Raw genomic sequence first — 23,294 nt, 5'->3', positions numbered from 1 at the left:
GGCCCGCCTCAGCGACGCGGCTCCCAGCGGAACCACCGTCGCACAGCAAACACCGACACCAGCACCCACACCAAGGCGGTCACCGCGGCGGCCGTCACTTCCTTCGCGTCGACCCCGCCGAGCCAGCCGGCCCGCACCAGCGTCATCGCGCCCGTCATCGGCAGCCGTTCGCACACCGTCGCGACCTTCTCGGGCAGCAGGTCCAGCGGCACGAACAGGCCGGAGCCCAGGAAGGACACCGTCAGCAGCGGCAGGGTGGTGAGCTGGGCGCTCTCCACGGTCCTGGTGCCCGCCGCCACGACCGCGGCCAGCGCCACCATCAGTACGAGACCCAGTGCGACGCCCGCCACCAGCAGGTCCGGCCGCTTCGGCGCGCTCACGTCGAAGACGGCCACGGACACCGCGGCGATCAGCACGCACTGCGCCACCGCCAGCGCGACGGCCGGCAGCGAGGTGCCGATCAGGATCTCCCGGTCGGAGACCTCGCCCGTGCGCAGCCGCTTGAGGACCAGCTCCTCGCGCCGGGCCACGTAGGCGGAGACCAGGTTCGCGTGCACCACGAAGAGGAGCACGAACCCGATGCCGGCGACGACCGAGGCTTCGGCCACGCTCATCGCGGCCTTGTCGTAGTCCAGCTCCTTGGCCCAGCCCTGCATCGCCCCGACCATCATCACGGGCATCAGCAGCGCCACGAACAACATGGCCCGGTTCCGTACGAGCAAGGTCAGCTCGGCCCGGCCGAGCGCCGCCAGCCGGCCCGCCGGGGTGCTGCCGGACGGCGAACCCGCCGCTCCCGCACCCCTGCCCGTGCCCTTCTCCGTCACACCGGTCGTCGTCGCCACGTCACACACCCGCCATTTCCGTCTGCGCGATCTCAAGGAACGCCTCTTCGAGCGAGGCGGCGCGGGCGTCGAGCCCTTCCAGTCGTACGTTCGTCTCCCGGGCCCACCGCAACAGCAGCTCCAGGGACTCCTGGAGCTCGTGGGTGCGGATCTCCACCCGACGTCCGTCGGCCCCGGCCGCGAGCGAGAGCGGCAACTGGCCCGGGGACACGTCCGGGGGCAGCGTGAAGCGGATCCGGGCCGGCCGCGCCGCGGTCACCTCGGCGGGGGTGCCGGCCGTGACGATCACCCCCCGGTGCATGATCGCCAGCCGGTCGGCCAGCGCCTCCGCCTCCTCCAGGTAGTGCGTGGTCAGCAGCACGGTGGTGCCGGTGTCGCGCAGCGCCCGCACCAGGTCCCAGGTGTCGCGCCGGCCCTCCGGGTCGAGACCGGTGGTCGGCTCGTCGAGGAAGAGGACCTCGGGCCGGCCGATCAGCGCCAGCGCCAGGTCGAGCCGGCGCCGCTCGCCGCCGGAGAGCTGCTTGACCCGCACCCGGGCCCGCGCGCCGAGCCCGACGAGGTCGAGCGCCTCGGCCACCGGACGGGCGCCGCTGGTGCACCCGGCCCACATGCGCGCGGTCTCCACGACCGTCAGATCGGAGGGGAAACCGCCCTCCTGGAGCATCACGCCGATCCGGGGGCGGACCGCGGCGCGCTCCCGGTGCGGGTCGTGGCCGAGGACGCGCACGGATCCGGCGGAGGGGGCGGCGAGCCCCTCGACGAGCTCGACGGTGGAGGTCTTGCCCGCGCCGTTGGTGCCGAGCAGCGCGAAGATCTCACCGCGCGCCACGGAGAAGGAGATGCCGCTCACGGCCTCGAAGCCACCGGCGTAGCTGCGCCGCAGGTCCTCCGCCGTGATCACGTACTGGTCTGTGGTCATGTCCCAAGGCTTCCGCGGCCCAAGGACCGCGGGCAGTGCGCGCTGTCACCGGCCCCGATGACATTTGTCATGACCCGTCACCGCAGGCCGCACGGACGAAGACTCGGACGAAGCCGCACGCACGAAGAAGGCCCTGGTCTTCGACCAGGGCCTTCTTTACCGAGCGGACGACGAGATTCGAACTCGCGACCCTCACCTTGGCAAGGTGATGCTCTACCAACTGAGCCACGTCCGCATTGCTACCGATGGGCTTTCGCCTGCGGTGCGAACACCACTGTACCTGATCGACTGAGCTGATCGGTAAGCGATGAGAGCGGGTGACAGGAATCGCACACTGCGCCTTCCCCCTGGAAGGGGGATGTTCTACTACTGAACTACACCCGCACGCTGCTGAGGTGGGCCTTTCGGCCTTGCCCCTCGGCGTGCTCCAGACTTTAGCCGACGATCAGGGGGGTCGTGCAACTCCGGCCCCGCCGAAGGTGATCCGGGCCGTCGGATCCGGCCGGCACGGCGCTCCCGTGACGCGTCCATGCTGCGTCCGTGACGCGCCGGCACGCGGCCCCCGCGGGCCCACCCGCCCGCGGGGTGCGCCGTGCTCAACTCGCCTTGCGGAAAGCCTCGTACACCGCCTTCGGGATCCGGCCGCGCGCCGGCACGTCCATCTTGTTGGACTGGGCCCAGGCGCGCACCGCGGCGGGCGAGGGCTCCAGCGAGGTGTGCTTGTACGCGGTGCGGGCGAGGCGGGGACGCTTGCCGGCGGCGGACTGCTTGCGGCCCGCGGCCAGGTACGGCGCCAGTGCGTTGCGCAGTTTCTTTGCGTTGGCCGTATTGAGGTCGATCTCGAACGACTTCCCGTCCAGACCGAACTTAACCGTTTCCGCCGCTTCGCCGCCGTCGATGTCGTCGAAGAGTGCGACCACTACTCGCTGAGCCACGGATATCGGTCCTTTCCCGCGGTATCACCCGGCCCATAGGGCGCGGAAGGCCAGCCGCCGGTTCCGTCACCGGCGCCGGTGGTGGTGATGCCGACTTTTCGGCAATGAGGGTTACGTATTCCTTTGTACAGCGGCGGGTGGCCCATTGTGAAGCCCGCGCAATTATCCGCGCGTCCCGTCATGCGGGACGGGCGGGGTCCTGGCAAAGACGTCCGGGATATTCTCCCGGATTTTCAACCTCTGACGCCTTCTGTGTTCCATGTTGCGCAGATGAGATATCTACGCGGGTAGATTTTCGGGCCGGGTACGCTGAGGGAACCGCCTTCGCACCACATCACCCCGGGAGTGCCCGTGGCACGCGTCGTAGTCGACGTCATGCTCAAGCCCGAGATCCTCGACCCGCAGGGACAGGCGGTGCAACGCGCACTGCCCCGCCTCGGATTCGACGGCATCGCGGACGTACGTCAGGGAAAGCGTTTCGAGTTGGAGGTCGAGGGGCCGGTCGACGACGCCGCCCTCGCCCGTATCCACGAGATGGCCGAGACCTTCCTCGCCAACACCGTCATCGAAGACTTCGTTGTAAAGGTAGACGAGTCGTGACAACTCGTATCGGAGTCGTCACTTTCCCCGGCACGCTCGACGACCGGGACAGCCTCCGGGCGGTGCGCCTCGCCGGCGCCGAGCCCGTGTCGCTGTGGCACCGTGACAAAGATCTCCACCAGGTGGACGCAGTGGTCCTCGCCGGTGGCTTCTCGTACGGCGACTATCTGCGCGCCGGCGCCATTTCCCGGTTCTCCCCGGTGATGGAGACGATCATCGACCAGGCCCGGGCCGGCATGCCGGTGCTGGGTATCTGCAATGGCTTCCAGATCCTCACCGAGTCGCATCTGCTGCCGGGCGCGATGCTGCGCAACAACCACCTGCACTTCGTCTGCCGCGACCAGAAGCTGCGGGTGGAGAACGCCGGCACGGCCTGGACCGCCGACTACGCCGAGGGCCAGGAGATCTCCGTACCCCTGAAGAACATCGACGGACGGTACGTCGCCGACGAGCGGGTGCTGGACGAGTTGGAGGCGGAGGGCCGGGTGGCCTTCCGCTACCTGGACGGCAACCCGAACGGCTCGCTGCGGGACATCGCGGGCATCACCAACGCCGCGGGCAACGTGGTCGGTCTGATGCCGCACCCCGAGCACGCCGTGGAACCCCTGATCGGCACCGGCCGCACCGACGGCCTCCCGTTCTTCACGTCGGTCATCAAGAAGCTGGTGGTCACCCAGTGAGCAAGAACCTCGACACGGTCAAGCACGCCGAGGGGACGCCCGAAGCCGAGCAGCCCTGGGCCGAACTCGGCCTCAAGGAGGACGAGTACGCCCGGATCCGCGAGATCCTGGGCCGCCGGCCGACCGGTGCCGAGCTCGCCATGTACTCGGTCATGTGGTCCGAGCACTGCTCGTACAAGTCCAGCAAGGTGCACCTGAAGCAGTTCGGCGAGAAGGCGCCCGAGAACGATGCCATGCTCGTCGGCATCGGCGAGAACGCCGGCGTCGTCGACGTCGGCCAGGGGTACGCGGTGACCTTCAAGGTCGAGTCGCACAACCACCCCTCGTACATCGAGCCCTACCAGGGCGCGGCCACCGGCGTCGGCGGCATCGTCCGCGACATCCTCGCGATGGGCGCGCGCCCGGTCGCCGTCGTCGACCCGCTGCGCTTCGGCGCCGCGGACCACCCCGACACCCGTCGGGTGCTGCCCGGCGTGGTCGCCGGCATCGGCGGCTACGGCAACTGCCTGGGCCTGCCGAACATCGGCGGCGAGGTCGTCTTCGACCCCTGCTACCAGGGCAACCCCCTGGTGAACGCCGGCTGCATCGGCGTGATGAAGCACGAGGACATCCACCTCGCCAAGGCTTCCGGGCCGGGCAACAAGGTCATCCTCTACGGCGCCCGCACCGGCGGCGACGGCATCGGCGGCGTCTCCGTGCTCGCCTCGGAGACCTTCGAGGACACCGGCCCGGCCAAGCGCCCCGCGGTCCAGGTCGGCGACCCCTTCCAGGAGAAGCTGCTCATCGAGTGCACCCTGGAGATCTTCGCCGAGAAGCTGGTCGCGGGCATCCAGGACCTCGGCGGCGCCGGGCTGTCCTGCGCCACCAGCGAGCTGGCCAGCGCTGGTTCCGGCGGCATGCGCGTCGAGCTGGACTCCGTGCCGCTGCGCGACGCGACGCTCTCGCCCGAGGAGATCCTCATGAGCGAGTCGCAGGAGCGCATGTGCGCGATCGTCGAGCCCGACAAGGTCGACCGCTTCCTGGAGATCTGCGAGAAGTGGGACGTCATCGCCACCGTGATCGGTGAGGTGACCGAGGGTGAGCGGCTGGAGATCTTCTGGCACGGCGAGCAGATCGTCGACGTGCCGCCGCGCACGGTCGCGCACGAAGGTCCGGTCTACGAGCGGCCGTACGCGCGCCCCGAGTGGCAGGACGCGCTCCAGGCCGACGACGCCGGCGCGCTGCCCCGCCCGAAGACCGGGGACGAGCTGCGCGAGCAGGTCCTGCAGCTGGTGGCCTCGCCGAACCAGGCGTCGAAGGCGTGGATCACGGACCAGTACGACCGCTTCGTCCAGGGCAACACCGTGCTCGCCCAGCCCGAGGACGCGGGCGTGGTCCGGATCGACGAGGAGACCAACCTCGGCGTCGCCCTGGCGACCGACGGCAACGGCCGGTACGCGAAGCTCGACCCGTACGCGGGCGCGCAGCTCGCGCTGGCGGAGGCGTACCGCAACGTCGCCGCCACCGGCGCCAAGCCGCTCGCGGTCTCCGACTGCCTGAACTTCGGCTCGCCCGAGGACCCGGGCGTGATGTGGCAGTTCGCGGAGGCCACCCGCGGTCTCGCCGACGCCTGTCTGCACCTGGGCACCCCGGTCACCGGTGGCAACGTCTCCCTCTACAACCAGACGGGGGAGACGGCGATCCACCCGACGCCGGTCGTCGCCGTGCTCGGCGTGATCGACGACGTCAGCCGGCGCACCCCGATGGCCTTCGCCGAGGAGGGGCAGCTGCTGTACCTCCTCGGGGAGACGAAGGAGGAGTTCGGCGGCTCGGCCTGGTCGCAGGTCGTCCACGACCACCTCGGCGGGCTGCCGCCGGCCGTGGACCTGGACCGCGAGCGGCTGCTCGCCGAGATCCTGATCTCCGCCTCCCGCGACGGCATGGTGGACGCGGCGCACGACCTGTCCGACGGCGGTCTGGTGCAGGCGGTCGTGGAGTCCTGTCTGCGCGGCGGCAAGGGCGCGCGGCTCGTCGTCCCGGACGGTCTGGACGCCTTCACGTTCCTGTTCAGCGAGTCGGCGGGGCGTGCGGTGGTGTCGGTGCCGCGCAGCGAGGAGCTGCGCTTCACCGACATGTGCGGTGCGCGCGGGCTGCCCGTGACGCGGATCGGCGTGGTGGACGGCGACGCGGTCGACGTCCAGGGCGAGTTCACGCTGTCGCTGGCGGAGCTGCGCACGGCGCACGAGGAGACCATCCCCGGTCTGCTGGTGTGATCCGTACCCTGCTCTGAATCCGAGCGGTCTTCGGGCCCCCGTTCGCACTCCGGTGCGGGCGGGGGCCCGACGCGTTGCCGGACCGCACTTGCATGGAATTACGTAACTACGTAGATTGGCTGTACGATGGATCTGGAACAGCGGGTGGCCGAGCTGGAACGTCGGCTGGCCGCCCTGGAAGCGGGGCGGTCGGCCGACGCCCCGGCCGCGCCGGAGGCCCCCGCCGGCGAACCCGACGAGGACTTCTGGGCCCTGCAGGAGCTCAAGCGACGACTGCCCGGGCTCGACGGCGGGGCGACTGAGGCGAGCGGGGAGGCGGGCGGGGCCGTGGTCTTCACCGGGGCCGTGCGCCTGCCGACGGGCGAGTGCTACGAGTGGCAGTGGGGCAAGTTGACGTCGGCCCTGCTCGCCGTCAACTGGGCCGACGCGTCGGACGCCTTCGCCGCGCTGGGGCACCCGGTGCGGCTGCGGCTGCTGAGCGAGGTGCTCGGCGGGTGCCGGACCGTCGCCGAGCTGGCCGAGCTCGACGGGCTCGGCACCACCGGCCAGATCTATCACCACCTGCGCCAGCTCACTGCCGCCGGCTGGCTGCACACCGCGGCCCGCGGGCAGTACGAGGTGCCGCCGCCGCGGGTCGTTCCGCTGCTGGTGGCCCTGACGGCGGCGCGACCGTAGATCCGCCGTAGATCCGCAGACGACGCCCGACCGCGTCCGACACCAGGGGGAGCACACCATGCGGTTGTCCGCACGCACACACAAGGCGCTGGCGATGATCAGCCGGGTCTGTTGGCCCGTCCTGTTCGTCGCGGTGGTCCTCGGGTTCCGCTACGACTTCCCCTTCTGGGCGGTGGTGGGACCGGGCCTGGTGATCGTCGTCGTGGACGTCGTCCGGCTGAGCGCGACGGGCACCGCGCACCGCGCGACACCGCAGCGCGAGCCGATCGAGGTCGACGCGCCCTTCGCCGGCCGCTGGCTGGCGCACAACAGCCCGGCCGACAAGGTCCCGAGCCACGGCACGCACGTGTACGGGCAGACGTACGCCGTCGACGTCATCGCCGAGCCGGCGGACGGCCCCGCGCGACCCCCGTTCTCGCCGCTGTGGCCGCTGGCCCGCAAGCCCGGCGAGTACCCGGCCTACGGCGCCCCGCTCCTCGCGACGGCCGACGCCACCGTCGTGCACGCCTCCGACGGCCAGCGCGACCACCTGAGCCGCACCTCGTGGCCCGGGCTGATCTACCTGATGACGCTGGAGAGCTTCGTACGGAGCCTCGGCGGCCACGCGACCATCTTCGGCAACCGCGTCGTGCTCGACCTCGGTGACGGTACGTACGCGGCGTACGCCCACCTCAAGCGCGGCTCCCTGCGGGTGCGGGCGGGCGACAAGGTCACGGCCGGCCAGCAGATCGCCGAGTGCGGCAACTCCGGCAACTCCTCCGAACCGCACCTCCACTTCCAGCTGATGGACGGCCACGACCTGGAGTCCGCGGTGGGCCTCCCCTTCACCTGGCGGGGCGTGGGCCTGCCCGCGAACGGCGAGCACTTCACGCCCCCGGCCGCGGCCGAGTCCGCGGAGCCCGCGGCGGGAATTCCGCCCGTCGGCACCAAGAGCTGATTAATCTCGGGCCCATGCCACCGGCCAAGAAGCGCGCACGCAGCTACGACCCCGCCAAGACGCGAGCCGCGGTGCTCGCCCAGTTCGACCACGTGCGCGCGGCCGTCGGCGCCCTCACCCCCGAGCAGTCGGCCCTGCCCACCCGGCTCGGCGCCTGGACCGTACGCGAACTGGCCGCGCACCTCGCGACGGTGGCGACGGGCGTCGTCCGCAGCGCCGACGCACCCCCGGCGACCGGGCCCGAGCTCGCCCTGGAGCGCTGGCCCGCCGCCACCCGCGCCTTCGCGCAGCCGGTCGCCGACGACACCCGCGAACCGGCGGACCAGGGCCCCCTCGACGAGCTGTACGCCCGTACCGCCGACGCCCTCGCCCGGGCCCTCGCGGCCACGCCCGACGACCGCCCGGTCACCACCGACGTCGGCACCCTGCGCTTCGCCGACTTCCTCGTCACCCGCACCGTCGAGCTGATCGTGCACACCGACGACCTGAACGACGCGCTCGCCGCCGCGCCGGACGCCGGGCCGGGGCCCGTGCCGTACGACCGCGGAGCCCTCGCCGCCTGCACCCGGCTGCTGCTCGACGCGCTCGCGGCGGCGGCGCCCGGCGGCTCCGTGGAGGTGCGCGTCCCGCCGTACGCGGTCGTCCAGTGCGTCGAGGGCCCCCGGCACACCCGCGGCACCCCGCCGAACGTCGTCGAGACCGCCCCGCTGACCTGGGTCAGGCTTGCCACCGGCCGCGTCCACTGGGCCGACGCCGTCAAGGAAGCCGAGGTCAGCGCCAGCGGCGAGCGCGCCGACCTCTCCGCGCTGCTGCCGATCACCGGCTGAGCCGCGCGGCCCCGGGGGGCGTCGACGGCGAAGCGTTCGGCGCCGACCCCGTGGAAATGACGGGAACCGGTCAAGAGGCTGCGCCGTCCCAGGGGCATGCGAAGGCTGCTGTACATCCCCGCGACCGTCCTCACGCTCCTCGCCACCGCCGCCTGCGGCTCGGACGGAACCGATGGTTCCGGCGACTCGGGGGCGCCCGGACAGCCCGACGAGGTGACCATCCAGGGCGTGCACTGGAAGGTCGACAGCGTCACCGTCGACGGCGCCACCCTCCCCGCCCCCTCCAGCGCCAACCTGGTCCTGCGCAAGGGCGACCGGCTGGAGGGGAACTACGGCTGCAACAACTTCGGCGCCGACGTGGAGCTGACGGGCGACACCCTCGTGGTGAAGGGCTCCGAGGCCACCGCGAAGGGCTGCGCCGCCGACGTCTCGCGGTTCGAGGCGGCGATGCAGTCGACCCTCGCCGACCGGGTGTCGATCGAGATGTCCGCCGACCGCAAGAAGGCCACGCTCACCCAGCGCGGCGCCGGGGCGAACAAGGGCGGCACGCTCGTGCTCAGCCGGGACGCCGGAGCGACCAAGATCCTCCCGCTCACCGGCACCACCTGGACGGTGAACTCCCTGGTCACCGGCGAGACCGCGGCCTCCCTGCCCACCGGCACCGAAGGCGTGGCCCAACTCGTCTTCACCAAGGACGGCACGGTCCGCGGCAAACTCGGCTGCAACAGCTTCTCCGCCCCGGTGACGCTGTCCGGCGCGACGGTCAACATCGGACGGGTGGCCAGCACCAAAATGCTGTGCGAGGGCGACCGGAACAAGGTCGAGCAGCACCTGCTGAAGGTCCTCACCGGGCAGGTCTCGTACGAGGTCAGGTCGCACGGACTGACCCTGCGCGGCCCCGACGGCGCCGGCCTGACCGCCGCCGCGCCCTGACGCCCGCGGCGCGTGGTCGAAGGCGTTCCCCGGCCACCCGCGCACTGCCGGGCCCATCCCCAATTCGGACCAGTGGTCGATCTCGCCTACACTCGGTGCCGTGCCACGTGGTGACGGTCGACTCAATCACGATCTGCTCCCCGGTGAGAAAGGCCCCCAGGACGCGTGTGGCGTCTTCGGGGTCTGGGCTCCCGGAGAAGAGGTCGCAAAGCTCACGTACTTCGGGCTCTACGCCCTCCAACATCGGGGCCAGGAATCCGCGGGCATCGCGGTGAGCAACGGCTCCCAGATCCTCGTCTTCAAGGACATGGGCCTGGTCTCCCAAGTCTTCGACGAAACTTCGCTCGGCTCCCTCAAAGGACACATCGCCGTCGGTCACGCGCGGTACTCGACGACCGGCGCCTCCGTCTGGGAGAACGCCCAGCCCACCTTCCGGGCCACGGCCAACGGCTCCATCGCCCTCGGCCACAACGGCAACCTGGTCAACACCGCCGAACTGGCGAAGCTCGTCGCCGAGCTGCCCCGCCAGGACGGGCGGGCCACCCAGGTCGCCGCGACCAACGACACCGACCTGGTGACCGCCCTGCTCGCGGGCCAGGTCGACGACGACGGCAAGCCGCTGTCGATCGAAGCCGCCGCCGCCCGGGTCCTCCCGGACGTCCAGGGCGCCTTCTCGCTCGTCTTCATGGACGAGGGCACCCTCTACGCGGCCCGCGACCCCCAGGGCATCCGCCCGCTGGTCCTCGGCCGCCTGGACCGGGGCTGGGTCGTCGCCAGCGAGAGCGCCGCCCTCGACATCTGCGGCGCCTCGTACGTGCGCGAGATCGAGCCGGGCGAGCTGATCGCCATCGACGAGAACGGCCTGCGCACCTCCCGATTCGCAGAAGCGAAGCCGAAGGGCTGCGTCTTCGAGTACGTCTACCTGGCGCGCCCGGACACCGACATCGCCGGCCGGAACGTCTATCTCTCCCGGGTGGAGATGGGCCGAAAACTGGCCAAGGAAGCCCCCGCCGACGCCGACCTGGTGATAGCGACACCGGAGTCCGGCACCCCCGCCGCCATCGGCTACGCCGAGGCCAGCGGCATCCCGTACGGCTCCGGTCTCGTCAAGAACGCCTACGTCGGCCGCACCTTCATCCAGCCCTCCCAGACCATCCGCCAGCTGGGCATCCGGCTGAAGCTGAACCCCCTCAAGGAAGTCATCCGGGGCAAGCGCCTGGTGGTCGTGGACGACTCGATCGTCCGCGGCAACACCCAGCGCGCCCTGGTCAAGATGCTCCGTGAGGCCGGCGCCGCCGAGGTCCACGTACGGATCTCGTCCCCGCCGGTGAAGTGGCCCTGCTTCTTCGGCATCGACTTCGCCACCCGCGCGGAGCTGATCGCCAACGGCATGACCATCGAGGAGATCGGCACCTCCCTGGGTGCGGACTCGCTCGCGTACATCTCCATCGACGGCATGATCGAGGCGACCACGATCGCCAAGCCGAACCTCTGCAGGGCCTGCTTCGACGGCGAGTACCCGATGGCGCTGCCCGACCCCGAGCTGCTCGGCAAGCAGCTCCTCGAAACCGAGCTCGCGGGCGGCGCCGACGCCGCCGACGCACTCCGCCGTCCGTGAAGAAACGGGCCAACGTGCCGAAGAGGCGCCGTGCCGAAGAGGCGACGTGCCGACGAGCGGACGGCCCCGCGCCGACCGCGCCGATCAGAAAGTCCTTCCCGTCATGACCACTGAGTCCACCGGTGCCAGCTACGCGTCCGCGGGCGTCGACATCGAGGCCGGCGACCGCGCCGTCGAGCTGATGAAGGAGTGGGTCAAGAAGGCCCGCCGCCCCGAGGTCCTGGGCGGCATCGGCGGCTTCGCCGGGCTCTTCGACGCCTCCGCCCTCAAGCGGTACGAGCGCCCGCTGCTGGCCTCCGCCACGGACGGCGTCGGCACCAAGGTCGACCTCGCCCGCAAGCTGGGCGTGTACGACACCATCGGGCACGACCTGGTCGGCATGGTCGTGGACGACATCGTCGTGTGCGGCGCCGAGCCGCTGTTCATGACCGACTACATCTGCGTCGGCAAGGTCCACCCCGAGCGGGTCGCCGCGATCGTCAAGGGCATCGCCGAGGGCTGCGTCCTGGCCGGCTGCGCCCTCGTCGGCGGCGAGACCGCCGAACACCCCGGCCTGCTCGGCGAGGACGACTTCGACGTCGCCGGCGCCGGCACGGGCGTGGTGGAGGCCGACCGCGTCCTGGGCGCCGATCGCATCCGTACGGGTGACGCGGTGATCGCCATGGCCTCCTCCGGGCTTCACTCCAACGGGTACTCGCTGGTCCGGCACGTGCTGCTGGACCGCGCCGGCATGGCGCTCGAACAGCACGTCGACGAACTCGGCCGCACCCTCGGCGAGGAGCTGCTGGAGCCCACCAGGATCTACTCGTTGGACTGCCTGGCGCTGATCAGGACCGCCGAGACGCACGCCTTCAGCCACGTCACCGGCGGCGGCCTGGCGAACAACCTCGCCCGGGTCGTCCCGGACGGGCTGCACGCCGTCGTCGACCGCTCCACCTGGACGCCGTCCCCGGTCTTCGACCTCGTCGGCCGGGCCGGTCGGGTCGAGCGCCTGGAGCTGGAGAAGACCCTGAACATGGGCGTCGGCATGATCGCCGTCGTACCGCAGGACTCGGTGGACGCCGCGCTCACCCTGCTCGCCGACCGCGGCGTGGACTCCTGGGTGGCGGGCGAGATCACCGAACGCGGCGAGCACACCACGGGCGCCGAACTCGTCGGCGACTACGCGGCCTGACGGCACGGCGGACGGCGGAACGGCAGCGAGCGGCGGGCCGGCGGTGAGCACGGTGGCGCGGGCGGTCGGGGCGGCGGTCGCCGACGGCCGCCCCCGGAGCCGTCCGGCTCCGGCCAGCCGCTCGGACAGCACAGAAACCCGGTCCGGGGGCTCACCCCGGGACCGGGTCGGTGGTCGTCGTCAGTGCGACGTCAAAGGGTCAGGACCACGTCAAGCGCCGCGGCGCTGCTGCGACGCGGGGCCGGACTCTTCGTCCTCGTCCCCGTCGTCGTTGTACAGGTCCGCGTACCGTGCGTACGGGTCGTCTTCCTCATCGTCCTCGAACGGCTCCGGATTCGGAGGTTGGCTCGAAGTCGATGCGCCCAGCTCATTGGCCAGTCGCGACAGGTCAGTGCTCGCGCCGCTGTTGTACTTCAGCTGGCGGGCGACCTTTGCTTGCTTGGCCTTGGCCCGGCCGCGCCCCATGGCTCGACCCCCTCGGTGACGGGGCTCGACGGCCCCAGAGTCTTGACACGCGTTCATGATGCGGAACGGACTCTCGTCGGAGAGATCCGGCCCGTAGGGCTTCAACGGTACCTGCTTCCGCGGCCATACGGTACGCCGCCCGCATGACGTGCCACGTCACAGGACCTGCGAGGCGCCCCGTCCTCGCTGGTCACCTGCGATATTAACCTCTTCTTGGCCCGCGCCCCGCCTTCCGGGTGAGTCTCGTCTCGCCGGAAGGCGGAGGATGCGCGCCGTCCCGGCCCGGGCCCTTCTAGATCTCGGCCGTCCGTCGCGCTTCCGACATGCGCTGCTCGGCGATCCGGTCGGCCGCGACGGCCGGTGGAACGCCCTCTTCATTTGCACGTGCGAATATTGTCAGCGTGGTGTCGAAGATCTTGGCGGCCTTCGCCTTGCACCGGTCGAAGTCGAAACCGTGGAGTTCGTCGGCTACCTGGATCACGCCGCCGGAGTTCACCACGTAGTCCGGGGCGTACAGGATCCCGCGGTCCTCCAGGTCCTTCTCGACGCCGGCGTGCGCGAGCTGGTTGTTGGCCGCGCCGCACACCACGGCGGCCGTGAGCACGGGCACGGTCGCGTCGTCCAGCGCCCCGCCGAGCGCACACGGCGCGTACACGTCCAGACCCTCGGTCCGGATCAGCGCCGCCGTGTCCGGGACGGCGGTCACTTCGGGGTGGCGCTCCAGGATCCGCCGCACGGCATCGGCCCGCACGTCCGTGACCACGACCTCCGCGCCGTCCTCCAGGAGGTGGTTCACCAGGTGATGACCCACCTTGCCGACGCCCGCGATCCCGACCCGGCGCCCGCGCAGCTCCGGGCTGGCCCACAGGTGCTGCGCGCTGGCGCGCATGCCCTGGAAGACGCCGTACGCGGTGAGCACGGAGGAGTCGCCGGCGCCGCCGTTCTCCGGGGAGCGGCCGGTGGCCCAGCGGGTGGCGCGGGCGACCACGTCCATGTCGGCGACGTACGTGCCGACGTCGCAGGCGGTGACGTAGCGCCCGCCGAGCGAGTCCACGAACCGGCCGTAGGCGAGCAGCAGCTCGTCGGACTTCAGCGTCTGCGGGTCACCGATGATGACCGCCTTGCCGCCGCCGTGGTCGAGGCCGGCCATGGCGTTCTTGTACGACATGCCCCGCGAGAGGTTCAGCGCGTCGGCGACGGCCTCCTCCTCCGAGGCGTACGGGTAGAAGCGGGTGCCGCCGAGGGCCGGGCCGAGGGCGGTCGAGTGGATGGCGATAACGGCCTTGAGGCCGGACGCACGGTCCTGGCAGAGCACTACCTGCTCGTGGCCGCCCTGGTCCGATCGGAAGAGGGTGTGCAGCACGTGAGCGGAGGCGCCGGTCAAGTCGGTCACTGTGGTGACTCCCGAGTACGAAGCGGCGGGTGGACTTCCCGGGGGTGGGGGAAGTCCCCCAGTGTGGGACGAGCGTAAGTCCTGGACGGGCGAAGATCAGGCCCAGTGCCCAGGATCACCCGGCTGAGGGGTGCGCGGCGCCCGCCGCGTGGAAGGATTCCCGGTATGCCTGCGGTGTCCTCGATGATCGTGCCCTACGCGACCTACCTGCGGGTCTATGAGCCCCTGGCGGCCTTCCCCGAGCCCGAGCGGGCCCACTGGGCGCGCTACGCGGACCGCGGCGGGACCCTGACCGCCCAGGACGAACTGCGCCGCTCCCTGGCGGACTTGCTGCCCACCCCGCCCGTCCCCGTGCCCGTGCACGAGAGCGGGGACGCCTTCGTCGTCGTCCTGGACGGCGAGGTGTGCGTCTGCCCCTGGCGCACCCGGCTGCGCGGCTGGCTGGCCCTGGAGGAGCTGGTGACGCAGCTGCCGGCGCCGTTGCTGGACGCGGTGCTGCCGCCGGTCGTCCGCGGGCAGGCCGCGGCGGACTGGGAGCGCTGGCGCGAACAGAACCCGGACGCCCGGCCGTGGATCCGGACGGCGGTCTGGCAGGTGCCGGTGCGCTGGTTCACGCTCTTCTCGGACGAGGAGCGGGAGTACGAGCCGGCCGGCGAAGGGTCGGGCGCGCCCGTGCTGCGCTACCGCACGCCGATGGTGCAGGCGCGACGGCGGATCGCCCGGGCGCTGAAGGCGCTGCGCGACTCCGAGGACGCGGGCCCGCTGACGTCGGGGCTGGTCGACGTGGGGAAGTGGCTGGAGGAGTTCCACCCGCGCTCGCTGGTCGAGCTGGACTACGGCGGGCTGGTGCACGCGATGACCGGCGCGCAGCTCGCGGACGACCACTCGGCGGCGGACGTCGCGGCGGGCATCGCGGCCCTGCGCTCCGGCGACGACGACGGCGCGAGCGAGGCGTACGCCCGGCTCGTGGACCGCTGGCGTGCGGTGAAGGGCCTGCAGTTCGCGAACTGAGCGATTTTGTGGATGATTGAAGCCTTTCCGGGTTCGGGCCCTAGGTCCCGATCCGGGCTTTTGCGCCAAGCGTGACGGAGTGCACTATCTGGGCCCTTGCGCCCAACGCCTACCCTCGTGTCAAAATAGGACAAGGAGTCCGGGGAGGGTTCCTTCCGCCCAAGTAAGGGCGGAACGCTCGGCATTGTGCTCTATGGGGGGTCTGGTGGCTCCTGGTCGCTCTGTGACTGATCGTCACTGTGGCGTGACTGTCCGCTATGACATGGTCCATCGGGCTTCCGCCACTGATGAACACCTCGGAGGGCAATTCCAACGGTTTGGCCGACGTGGCTGGACAGATGGTGTAGTTGTAGTGCCGAGGACAACCCGTTCGTCCTATAACCGACTCGACCCGCATCCGCCATTTCGGGCAACGCGGGTCAAGGTGCAGAATTTAGAGGAATGAACCGAGAAGGTTCGGTTCTCCCGAGGAGGCCGCTCATGACCGCTCGCACCCCTGATGCTGAGCCGCTGTTGACCCCGGCTGAGGTCGCCACGATGTTCCGCGTGGACCCGAAGACGGTGACCCGCTGGGCCAAGGCAGGCAAGCTCACGTCCATCCGTACCCTCGGTGGACATCGCCGGTACCGCGAAGCAGAGGTACGCGCCCTGCTGGCGGGCATTCCGCAGCAGCGCAGCGAGGCATAAGCCTCGCGCCGGTGGGCTGGACCTCGGTCCGCTCCCGCCGGATCCGGGCGATTCCGGGACCCCCATCCTGGTGAAGCCCACCCCATAGCTCCACATGACGCTGGACCCGCCCCAACGGGTCGTGAGTCATCCATCGCGCTGGACTCCGCCGGGTCCAGCGCGATTCCTTTTGTGCGGCCGGGGAGGCGTGCGGAACGGAGTGCGAGGGGGAGTGCAATTGCACATATTAAATTGGTCGCTCGTAAGCGGGGGCTAAAAACCCGGGTAATCAAAACCTATACGGTGACACCCGTCACATGCTGCAACCCTTGCCAACGTCCAGCGTGTCACTTCGCGAACGGGATGGAATCGGCCCGAAGTCACTCAGTGACGGGACCTTCGTCCTCGGTTTGCTCCGAGGGGTCGACGGACTCGCAGGCGAGCCGCTGGAGGTGCCGACAGGCGGGACAACGGCCCGTCAGGTGCCGGTAGCCGCGGGCGCGTGCTGCGGCGGCGAGGTGCGCGCGCAGCAGTGCTTTGACTTTGCGTGCTGGTGCCGTGGTACTCGCCGCCATCCCGACCACCTCACGTAGATGGGTACCGGCGGTTCGCGTCCGCGTCAACGCCCCGCGCACCCGCGCGGCTTGTCGACCACCGTCAGCACGCCCGCAGAGCAACGGCGGGGGTGCCCCGGGTCGCGGCGATCAGCCCGGGGGTCGACCACCGGCATCAGCCAACGACGAAGGGCCCGCCGCCTCAAAGAGGTGCGGGCCCTTCACCAACTACGTGCGGTCCTGACGGGATTTGAACCCGCGGCCTCCACCTTGACAGGGTGGCGAGCACTCCAAACTGCTCCACAGGACCAGGTTTCGCAGCTCCGAATCCTGCGCTGGGCTGCGAGAAGAGACATTACAGCAGCATCGGCCCGACAGTCGAACTCGCTCAGCGTGACCGCACGGTCACCAGAGGTCCCGCGCCCAACCTCACGGCGCCGCCGCGTCGATCGCCCTCACGATCCGCTTGTCCGAGACGGGGTGCGCCGTCCCCAGCGCGTGCGCGAAGTAGCTGACCCGCAGCTCCTCGATCATCCAGCGGATGTCGCGCACGGCCTGCGGCACCGGCCGCCCCCGCGGCAGTTGCTCCAGCAGCCACGCGTACTCGTCCTGCATCTCGTGGACCTTCTCCATGCGCGTGGTGTCCCGCTGCACCCCCGACGGCATCTGCTGGAGGCGTCGGTCGACGGCGACCAGGTAGCGCATCAGGTCCGGCAGCCGGCGCAGGCCGGTCAGGGTGACGAAACCGGGCGGCACGAGCGCGTCGAGCTGGCGGCGCACGTCCTGGACGTTCGCGAGCAGAGCCGGGCTGGTGGTGGCCTTGAGCCGGCGCTCGCACGCCTGCCAGGCCGCCAGGACCTGCTGCACCTGCGCAACCGTGCGGACCGTGGTGTCGACGAGGTCGGCGCGTACGGAGTCGTACAGCTTGCGGTAGGACTCCTCGTCCCACACCGGCCCGCCGCGGTCCGCGATCAGCCGGTCCGCCGCCGCCGTCGCGCAGTCGTCGAAGAGGGCCTGGATGGAGCCGTGGGGGTTGCTGGAGAGCGCCAGCTTCTGCTGGTTGGTGAGCTTGTCGGAGGCGAACTTCGCCGGGTTCACCGGGATGTTGCGCAGGATGAGCCGGCGCGTGCCCTGCCACATCGCGGCGCGCTGCTCCGCCTCCGAGTCGAAGAGGCGTACGGAGACGGTGTCCTTCCCGGTGCCGCCGGCCGCGTCGTCCACGAGCGCCGGGTACGCCTTCACGGGCTGGCCCGCCCGCCGGGTCTCGAAGACCTTGCTCAGGGAGCCGATGGACCAGTCCGTGAGGCCCTGGCGCTCGATCGACTCGCCGGACGGCCCCGCGGTCGCCGCAGCGGCCTTGGAGAGCGCCTGACGGGCCTTGGGGCGCAGTTGGACCCGCAGGGTCTCCAGGTCCTTCGCCTCCGCGAGCTTGCGGCGCCGCTCGTCGACGATCCGGAAGGTGATCTTCAGGTGGTCGGGCACCTTCGACAGGTCGAAGTCGTCCGGGTGCACCGGCACCCCGACCATCCGGTGCAGCTCGCGCGCCAGCGTCACCGTCAGCGGCTCCTGGAGGGGCACGGCCCTCTCCAGGAACGCCCTCGCGTAGTTCGGCGCGGGCACGTAGTGCCGGCGCACCGGCTTGGGGAGGGCGCGGATCAGCTCCATGACGACCTCTTCGCGCAGACCGGGGATCTGCCAGTCGAAGCCCTCGTCCGTGACCTGGTTGAGCACCTGGAGCGGTACGTGGACGGTGACGCCGTCGGCGTCCGCGCCCGGCTCGAACTGGTACGTCACCCGGAACTTCAACCGGCCCTGTCGCCAGGAGTCCGGATAGTCGTCCTTGGTGACCGCGCCCGCCTTCTCGTTGATGAGCATCTCGCGCTCGAAGTCGAGCAGCTCGGGCTCGTCCCGGCGCTTGTGCTTCCACCAGGAGTCGAAGTGCGCGCCGGAGACGACGTGCGCGGGCACCCGCTGGTCGTAGAAGTCGAAGAGGGTCTCGTCGTCGACCAGGATGTCCCGGCGGCGGGCCCGGTGCTCCAGCTCCTCGACCTCGGTGAGCAGCTTGCGGTTGTCCGCGAAGAACTTGTGGTGGGTGCGCCAGTCGCCCTCGACCAGGGCGTTGCGAATGAAAAGGTCCCGGGAGGTCTCGGGGTCGATGCGGCCGTAGTTCACCTTGCGCTGGGCGACGATCGGCACGCCGTACAGCGTGACCCTCTCGTACGCCATCACCGCAGCCTGGTCCTTTTCCCAGTGGGGCTCGCTGTAGGTGCGCTTGACCAGGTGCTGGGCGAGGGGTTCGATCCACTCGGGTTCGATCTTGGCGTTCACCCGCGCCCACAGCCGGCTGGTCTCCACCAGCTCCGCGGACATCACCAGCCGCGGCGGCTTCTTGAAGAGCGCGGAGCCGGGGAAGACGGCGAATTTGGCGCCGCGCGCGCCCAGGTACTCGTTCTTCGCGTCCGTGTCCTTGAGGCCGACGTGCGACAGCAGCCCGGCCAGCAGCGACACGTGGACGCTGGCCTCCGGGCCGTCCTCCTCGTTGACGTGGATGCCCATGGACCGGGCGACCTGGCGCAGCTGTGCGTAGATGTCCTGCCATTCGCGGATGCGCAGGAAGTTCAGGTACTCCTGCTTGCACATCCGGCGGAAGCTGGAGGAGCCGCGCTCCTTCTGCTGCTCGCGGACGTACCGCCACAGGTTCAGGAAGGCGAGGAAGTCGGACGTCTCGTCCTTGAAGCGGGCGTGCTGCTGGTCCGCCTGGGTCTGCTTGTCCGCGGGGCGCTCGCGCGGGTCCTGGATGGAGAGCGCGGCGGCGATCACCATCACCTCGCGCACGCAGCCGTTCTTGTCCGCCTCGACGACCATCCGGGCCAGCCGCGGGTCCACCGGCAGCTGGGAGAGCTGCCGGCCGAGCTGGGTCAGCTTCTTGCGGGGATCTTTCTGCGCCGGGTCGAAGGCGCCCAGCTCCTGGAGGAGCTGTACGCCGTCGCGGATGTTGCGGTGGTCCGGCGGGTCGATGAAGGGGAACTTCTCGATGTCGCCGAGCCCGGCCGCCGTCATCTGGAGGATGACCGACGCCAGGTTCGTCCGCAGGATCTCGGCGTCCGTGAACTCGGGGCGGGCGTCGAAGTCGTCCTCCGAGTACAGCCGGATGCAGATGCCGTCCGAGGTGCGTCCGCAGCGGCCCTTGCGCTGGTTGGCGCTGGCCTGGCTGATCCGCTCGATGGGCAGCCGCTGGACCTTGGTGCGGTGGCTGTAGCGGGAGATCCGGGCGGTGCCGGGGTCGATCACGTACTTGATGCCGGGGACGGTCAGCGAGGTCTCGGCGACGTTCGTCGCCAGAACGATCCTGCGGCCGGTGTGCGGCTGGAACACCCGGTGCTGCTCGGCGTGCGAGAGCCGGGCGTACAGCGGCAGGACCTCGGTGAACCTGTACTGCTTCTTGTTGAGGGCGTCCGCGGTGTCGCGGATCTCGCGCTCGCCGGAGAGGAAGACGAGGATGTCCCCCTTGCCCTGGCCCTGGAGCTCCTCGACCGCGTCGCAGATCGCGGTGATCTGGTCCCGGTCGCTGTCGGAGGAGTCCTCCTCCAGCAGCGGTCTGTACCGCACCTCGACCGGATACGTACGGCCGCTGACCTCGACGATCGGGGCGTCGCCGAAGTGCCGGGAGAAGCGCTCCGGATCGATCGTCGCGGAGGTGATGACCACCTTCAGGTCCGGCCGTTTCGGCAGCAGTTGCGCCAGGTAGCCCAGCAGGAAGTCGATGTTCAGGGACCGCTCGTGCGCCTCGTCGATGATGATCGTGTCGTAGGCGCGCAGCTCGCGGTCGGTCTGGATCTCGGCGAGCAGGATGCCGTCCGTCATCAGCTTGACGAACGTGGCGTCCTGGTCGACCTGGTCCGTGAAGCGGACCTTCCAGCCGACGGCCTCGCCGAGCGGGGTGCGCAGCTCGTCGGCGATGCGTTCGGCGACGGTGCGGGCCGCGATCCGGCGCGGCTGGGTGTGCCCGATCATGCCGCGCACGCCACGCCCGAGTTCCAGACAGATCTTGGGGATCTGGGTGGTCTTGCCGGAGCCCGTCTCACCGGCGACGATCACGACCTGGTGGTCCCGTATCGCCGCCAGGATCTCGTCCTTCTTCTGGCTGACCGGGAGCTGCTGCGGGTACGTGACGTCGGGTACGCGGGCGGCCCGGGCGCCGGTGCGGGCCGCGGCCTTCTCCGCCTCGACGGCGATCTCGTCCAGCACGGCCTGCCGCGCCTCGGGCTTGCGGATGCGGCGGGCGCCTTCGAGACGCCGGCCCAGCCGGTGGGCGTCGCGCAGCGAGGCCCCGGCCAGCAGCGTCTGGAGGTCGGCGAAGGAAGAAGTAGACATACGGTCTTAAGCATCGCACCCCCGGGAAACCGAGGGCGAGCGCATTTCACCGGCAGACCGGTAGTGCAGTATGGAGCGGATCATCAACGCGTTCCGATGCCCGCGCGCCGACGCCCACGGCCCGGTGCCCGTGCCCGGACGCCCACAGCCCGATGCCCGTCCTTCCGCTCGAAGGGACCGCGTGCCCATGCCGCCGCCGTTCAGCCGTGACCGCAGCCGGTCCCGTCTGTCGGCGACGTCCGCGTTCGCGCTGCTCGGGCTGGTCGTGGCCGCGCTGCTGGCCTTCTGCCCGCCACCGCCGCCCGCGCACGCCGTCGGCGACGTGGCCGGGGACCGGCCGGTGCTGACCGCGCTGGAGCAGGCGCCGGGGTGCGGGAAGGGCTCGCCGGACGGCGACCGGGGCGCACAGCCCGCCGCGCCGCCGCGCGGCGCCGTCGCGTACGAGCCGCCGCCGGCGCCGTACGTCACGCACTGCGCCGCCGCGGACCGGGTCCTGACCCAGGTGGTGCCCGGGGTGCTGCCGGACGGCCGTCCGCCGCCGCCCGCGCCCCCCTCTCCGGAGGAACTGTCGATCGTGCGCGTGTAGGCCGGGAAGTCATGCCGATGAACGACCGCTTTGTCGGGTCCGTACGGGTTTCTCCCTGACGGTCCGCGCGGCCGTGCCGGCCCCCCGTCTGCCCCTTTCCGCACTCGCCACCCTTCACCACCGTCACCCGTCACCCGTTGACGTCCCTCCGCCGCACGTCATCCAGGACTCAGGAGCACCCACCCATGTCTTCGCCCAAGCGCAACCGGAAGCCGCTGTTCATCGGCGCGGGCGTGGCCGTCGCCGCGCTGCTGCTCGGCCTCGCCTCGTACACCGCCACCCGCCCGGAGGACTCCGCACCCGAGGCGTCCGGCGCGAACCCCACCGCGTCCGGCCCGGCAGCCGAGGTAACCGTGGACCCGCAGTCCGGCGCCTACCCCGAGTTGGAGAAGCTGGCCCGCCGCGACGCCAAGGACGGGCTCGCGATCGGCCGGGCGGACGCGCCCGTCGTGATGGTCGAGTACGCCGACTTCCAGTGCGGCTTCTGCGGGAAGTTCGCCCGGGACACCGAGCCCGAGCTGATCGAGAAGTACGTCGACGAGGGCACCCTGCGCATCGAGTGGCGCAACTTCCCGATCTTCGGCGAGCCCTCCGAGAACGCGGCGCGCGGTGCCTGGGCGGCGGCCCAGCAGGGCAAGTTCTGGCCGTTCCACGCGGCCGGCTACGCCAAGGGCGCCAAGGAGAAGGGCTTCTCCGCCGACCGGGTGAAGGCGCTGGCGAAGGAGGCCGGCGTGCCCGATCTGGAGCGGTTCGCGAAGGACATGGAGAGCGAGGCCGCGAAGGCGTCCGTCAAGCGGGACCAGGACGAGGCGTACGGGCTGGGCGCGACCTCCACGCCGTCGTTCCTGATCAACGGCCGGCCGATCGCGGGCGCCCAGCCGAAGGAGACCTTCACCGACGCCATCGACGCGGCGCTGAAGGCCGCCGGCGGCAAGAAGCCGCAGGGCGCCGACGCCGGTCCCGCAGATGCGAAGGAGCCGTCCGGGCGATGACCGAAATCGGCTACCTGGCCGCCTTCCTCGGCGGCCTCCTCGCCCTGATCAGCCCCTGTAGCGCCCTGCTGCTGCCGGCCTTCTTCGCGTACTCGCTGGACTCGACGGGCCGACTGCTGGCCCGTACCGGGATCTTCTACGCGGGGCTCGCGACCACCCTCGTCCCCCTCGGCGTCGCCGGCTCGTACGCCAGCCGCTTCTTCTACGGCAACCGCGACCTGCTGGTGTCCGTCGGCGGCTGGCTGATCATCGCCCTCGGCGTGGCCCAGGTCCTGGGGATGGGCTTCGCCTCCCGTCGCCTTTCGGCCATCTCCGGCCGCATCCGCCCGACCACCGCCGCGCCCGTCTACGCCCTCGGCCTGGTCTACGGCTTCGCCGGCTTCTGCGCCGGGCCCATCCTCGGCAGCGTCCTGACGGTCTCCGCGTTCAGCGGCAGCCCGGTCTACGGAGGGCTGTTGCTCGCGGTGTACGCGCTGGGGATGGCGGTCCCGCTGTTCTTCCTGGCGCTGCTGTGGGACCGCTTCGACCTCGGCAAGCGGCGCTGGCTGCGGGGCCGCGGCTTCGCCGTGGGCCGTCTCCAACTGCACACCACGTCCCTGCTGTCCGGCCTCTTCTTCGTCGTGCTCGGCACCCTCTTCCTCGTCTTCGACGGCGCAACGGCCCTGCCCGGGCTGGTCTCCGTCGACGACTCCTTCGCCGCCGAGCAGTGGGCGAGCGAGGTGGGCGCGGCCGTGCCCGACTGGATGCTCCTGGTGGGCGTGGTGGCCGTGGTCGCGGTGGTCCTCGCGATCCGCGGCTGGCGCCGCACCTCCCGTACCGGCGCTCCCGCCGGCGAGGAGTCCTAGGGAACGACGAAGGCCC

The 23,294-nt window shown here is 70.8% G+C and carries 21 protein-coding genes and 3 tRNA genes; 14 read left to right on the top strand and 10 right to left on the bottom strand.

Annotation, left to right across the window (positions count from 1 at the left end; genetic code table 11):
• Nucleotides 1–8: 8 nt before the first annotated feature.
• The 5 genes from ABZ842_RS12510 to ABZ842_RS12490 all read right to left on the bottom strand — a co-directional run bounded on the left by ABZ842_RS12510 (nt 9) and on the right by ABZ842_RS12490 (nt 2,696).
• A complete protein-coding gene (locus ABZ842_RS12510; RefSeq protein WP_361536386.1) occupies nt 9–824 on the bottom strand; it encodes an ABC transporter permease in 816 nt (271 codons plus the stop codon).
• 19 nt (nt 825–843) lie between these two features.
• A complete protein-coding gene (locus ABZ842_RS12505) occupies nt 844–1,761 on the bottom strand; it encodes an ABC transporter ATP-binding protein (RefSeq protein WP_361536035.1) in 918 nt (305 codons plus the stop codon).
• Between the two features lie 162 nt (nt 1,762–1,923).
• Nucleotides 1,924–1,996: transfer RNA gene (locus tag ABZ842_RS12500), tRNA-Gly, on the bottom strand.
• Between the two features lie 77 nt (nt 1,997–2,073).
• A tRNA-Gly gene (locus ABZ842_RS12495) sits at nt 2,074–2,145 on the bottom strand.
• Between the two features lie 212 nt (nt 2,146–2,357).
• A complete protein-coding gene (locus ABZ842_RS12490; RefSeq protein ID WP_361536033.1) occupies nt 2,358–2,696 on the bottom strand; it encodes an Lsr2 family protein in 339 nt (112 codons plus the stop codon).
• Between the two features lie 351 nt (nt 2,697–3,047).
• Here ABZ842_RS12490 and purS point away from each other — a divergent pair, with 351 nt between their 5' ends.
• The 9 genes from purS (at nt 3,048) to purM (ending at nt 12,392) form a co-directional block, all read left to right on the top strand.
• A complete protein-coding gene (gene purS / locus ABZ842_RS12485; protein WP_006348228.1) occupies nt 3,048–3,296 on the top strand; it encodes a phosphoribosylformylglycinamidine synthase subunit PurS in 249 nt (82 codons plus the stop codon).
• Nucleotides 3,293–3,976, top strand: coding sequence for a phosphoribosylformylglycinamidine synthase subunit PurQ (purQ, locus tag ABZ842_RS12480; protein ID WP_361536031.1), 684 nt, complete (start codon nt 3,293–3,295; stop codon nt 3,974–3,976). Before purS ends, purQ begins: the two co-directional genes overlap by 4 nt.
• On the top strand, nt 3,973–6,228 hold the full coding sequence (gene purL / locus ABZ842_RS12475) for a phosphoribosylformylglycinamidine synthase subunit PurL (protein WP_361536029.1): 2,256 nt from the start codon (nt 3,973–3,975) through the stop codon (nt 6,226–6,228). Before purQ ends, purL begins: the two co-directional genes overlap by 4 nt.
• Before the next feature lie 126 nt (nt 6,229–6,354).
• Nucleotides 6,355–6,903 carry a helix-turn-helix domain-containing protein gene (locus ABZ842_RS12470; protein ID WP_361536027.1) on the top strand — a complete coding sequence of 183 codons (549 nt, stop codon included), beginning with the start codon at nt 6,355–6,357 and terminating at the stop codon, nt 6,901–6,903.
• Between the two features lie 64 nt (nt 6,904–6,967).
• Entirely contained in the window at nt 6,968–7,840 is an 873-nt protein-coding gene (locus tag ABZ842_RS12465) for a M23 family metallopeptidase (RefSeq protein WP_361536384.1), read from the top strand.
• Between the two features lie 14 nt (nt 7,841–7,854).
• Nucleotides 7,855–8,667 (top strand): sterol carrier family protein, encoded by an 813-nt coding sequence (locus ABZ842_RS12460; RefSeq protein ID WP_361536025.1) that lies wholly within the window; start codon nt 7,855–7,857, stop codon nt 8,665–8,667.
• A 96-nt stretch (nt 8,668–8,763) separates the two neighbouring features.
• Complete coding sequence (locus ABZ842_RS12455; RefSeq protein WP_361536023.1) at nt 8,764–9,600, top strand: META domain-containing protein; 837 nt, start codon at nt 8,764–8,766, stop codon at nt 9,598–9,600.
• A 100-nt stretch (nt 9,601–9,700) separates the two neighbouring features.
• A complete protein-coding gene (gene purF / locus ABZ842_RS12450) occupies nt 9,701–11,218 on the top strand; it encodes an amidophosphoribosyltransferase (RefSeq protein ID WP_361536021.1) in 1,518 nt (505 codons plus the stop codon).
• 103 nt (nt 11,219–11,321) lie between these two features.
• Nucleotides 11,322–12,392, top strand: coding sequence for a phosphoribosylformylglycinamidine cyclo-ligase (gene purM / locus ABZ842_RS12445; protein WP_361536019.1), 1,071 nt, complete (start codon nt 11,322–11,324; stop codon nt 12,390–12,392).
• 210 nt (nt 12,393–12,602) lie between these two features.
• Here the strand turns inward: purM and ABZ842_RS12440 are convergent, their stop codons facing one another.
• Together ABZ842_RS12440 and ABZ842_RS12435 are read right to left on the bottom strand one after the other, a co-directional pair.
• Entirely contained in the window at nt 12,603–12,857 is a 255-nt protein-coding gene (locus ABZ842_RS12440; protein ID WP_361536017.1) for a DUF3073 domain-containing protein, read from the bottom strand.
• A 292-nt stretch (nt 12,858–13,149) separates the two neighbouring features.
• The gene (locus tag ABZ842_RS12435; RefSeq protein WP_361536015.1) at nt 13,150–14,250 is read right to left on the bottom strand and encodes a Glu/Leu/Phe/Val dehydrogenase dimerization domain-containing protein; all 1,101 of its coding nucleotides are present in this window, start codon (nt 14,248–14,250) and stop codon (nt 13,150–13,152) included.
• Nucleotides 14,251–14,415: 165 nt separating this feature from the next.
• Here ABZ842_RS12435 and ABZ842_RS12430 point away from each other — a divergent pair, with 165 nt between their 5' ends.
• Together ABZ842_RS12430 and bldC are read left to right on the top strand one after the other, a co-directional pair.
• Nucleotides 14,416–15,261: a hypothetical protein gene (locus ABZ842_RS12430; protein ID WP_361536013.1), complete on the top strand. Its 846-nt coding sequence runs from the start codon at nt 14,416–14,418 to the stop codon at nt 15,259–15,261.
• Between the two features lie 480 nt (nt 15,262–15,741).
• A complete protein-coding gene (gene bldC, locus ABZ842_RS12425; protein ID WP_003949541.1) occupies nt 15,742–15,948 on the top strand; it encodes a developmental transcriptional regulator BldC in 207 nt (68 codons plus the stop codon).
• Nucleotides 15,949–16,307: 359 nt separating this feature from the next.
• Here bldC and ABZ842_RS12420 read toward each other — a convergent pair whose 3' ends face one another.
• The 3 genes from ABZ842_RS12420 to hrpA form a co-directional block, all read right to left on the bottom strand.
• Nucleotides 16,308–16,502, bottom strand: a complete 195-nt coding sequence (locus ABZ842_RS12420; protein ID WP_361536011.1) for a DUF6274 family protein — start codon at nt 16,500–16,502, stop codon at nt 16,308–16,310.
• Nucleotides 16,503–16,716: 214 nt separating this feature from the next.
• Nucleotides 16,717–16,791: transfer RNA gene (locus tag ABZ842_RS12415), tRNA-Asp, on the bottom strand.
• A gap of 119 nt (nt 16,792–16,910) precedes the next feature.
• A complete protein-coding gene (gene hrpA / locus ABZ842_RS12410; protein WP_361536009.1) occupies nt 16,911–20,855 on the bottom strand; it encodes an ATP-dependent RNA helicase HrpA in 3,945 nt (1,314 codons plus the stop codon).
• Nucleotides 20,856–21,042: 187 nt separating this feature from the next.
• Between hrpA and ABZ842_RS12405 the strand changes: the two genes are divergently transcribed.
• The 3 genes from ABZ842_RS12405 to ABZ842_RS12395 all read left to right on the top strand — a co-directional run bounded on the left by ABZ842_RS12405 (nt 21,043) and on the right by ABZ842_RS12395 (nt 23,278).
• The gene (locus ABZ842_RS12405; protein WP_361536007.1) at nt 21,043–21,441 is read left to right on the top strand and encodes a hypothetical protein; all 399 of its coding nucleotides are present in this window, start codon (nt 21,043–21,045) and stop codon (nt 21,439–21,441) included.
• Nucleotides 21,442–21,626: 185 nt separating this feature from the next.
• Nucleotides 21,627–22,433 carry a DsbA family protein gene (locus tag ABZ842_RS12400; protein WP_361536005.1) on the top strand — a complete coding sequence of 269 codons (807 nt, stop codon included), beginning with the start codon at nt 21,627–21,629 and terminating at the stop codon, nt 22,431–22,433.
• Nucleotides 22,430–23,278 carry a cytochrome c biogenesis CcdA family protein gene (locus ABZ842_RS12395; RefSeq protein WP_361536003.1) on the top strand — a complete coding sequence of 283 codons (849 nt, stop codon included), beginning with the start codon at nt 22,430–22,432 and terminating at the stop codon, nt 23,276–23,278. The genes ABZ842_RS12400 and ABZ842_RS12395 overlap by 4 nt, the downstream gene beginning before the upstream one ends.
• Nucleotides 23,279–23,294: the final 16 nt, after the last annotated feature.

It is taken from the genome of Streptomyces sp. NPDC047315 (genome assembly GCF_040643215.1).
GTDB lineage: Bacteria > Actinomycetota > Actinomycetes > Streptomycetales > Streptomycetaceae > Streptomyces.
Note: the sequence above shows the minus strand (reverse complement) of the source record. Positions and strands in the feature narration are given on the sequence as shown.

Excerpts from the sequence above, each read along its gene's own strand:
- ABZ842_RS12505 (WP_361536035.1), bottom strand. The coding sequence starts at position 1,761 with ATGACCACAGACCAGTACGTGATCACGGCGGAGGACCTGCGGCGCAGC.
- ABZ842_RS12470 (WP_361536027.1), top strand. The coding sequence starts at position 6,355 with ATGGATCTGGAACAGCGGGTGGCCGAGCTGGAACGTCGGCTGGCCGCC.
- ABZ842_RS12460 (WP_361536025.1), top strand. The coding sequence starts at position 7,855 with ATGCCACCGGCCAAGAAGCGCGCACGCAGCTACGACCCCGCCAAGACG.
- ABZ842_RS12455 (WP_361536023.1), top strand. The coding sequence starts at position 8,764 with ATGCGAAGGCTGCTGTACATCCCCGCGACCGTCCTCACGCTCCTCGCC.
- purM (WP_361536019.1), top strand. The coding sequence starts at position 11,322 with ATGACCACTGAGTCCACCGGTGCCAGCTACGCGTCCGCGGGCGTCGAC.
- ABZ842_RS12440 (WP_361536017.1), bottom strand. The coding sequence starts at position 12,857 with ATGGGGCGCGGCCGGGCCAAGGCCAAGCAAGCAAAGGTCGCCCGCCAG.
- ABZ842_RS12430 (WP_361536013.1), top strand. The coding sequence starts at position 14,416 with ATGCCTGCGGTGTCCTCGATGATCGTGCCCTACGCGACCTACCTGCGG.
- bldC (WP_003949541.1), top strand. The coding sequence starts at position 15,742 with ATGACCGCTCGCACCCCTGATGCTGAGCCGCTGTTGACCCCGGCTGAG.
- ABZ842_RS12420 (WP_361536011.1), bottom strand. The coding sequence starts at position 16,502 with ATGGCGGCGAGTACCACGGCACCAGCACGCAAAGTCAAAGCACTGCTG.
- hrpA (WP_361536009.1), bottom strand. The coding sequence starts at position 20,855 with ATGTCTACTTCTTCCTTCGCCGACCTCCAGACGCTGCTGGCCGGGGCC.
- ABZ842_RS12405 (WP_361536007.1), top strand. The coding sequence starts at position 21,043 with ATGCCGCCGCCGTTCAGCCGTGACCGCAGCCGGTCCCGTCTGTCGGCG.
- ABZ842_RS12400 (WP_361536005.1), top strand. The coding sequence starts at position 21,627 with ATGTCTTCGCCCAAGCGCAACCGGAAGCCGCTGTTCATCGGCGCGGGC.
- ABZ842_RS12395 (WP_361536003.1), top strand. The coding sequence starts at position 22,430 with ATGACCGAAATCGGCTACCTGGCCGCCTTCCTCGGCGGCCTCCTCGCC.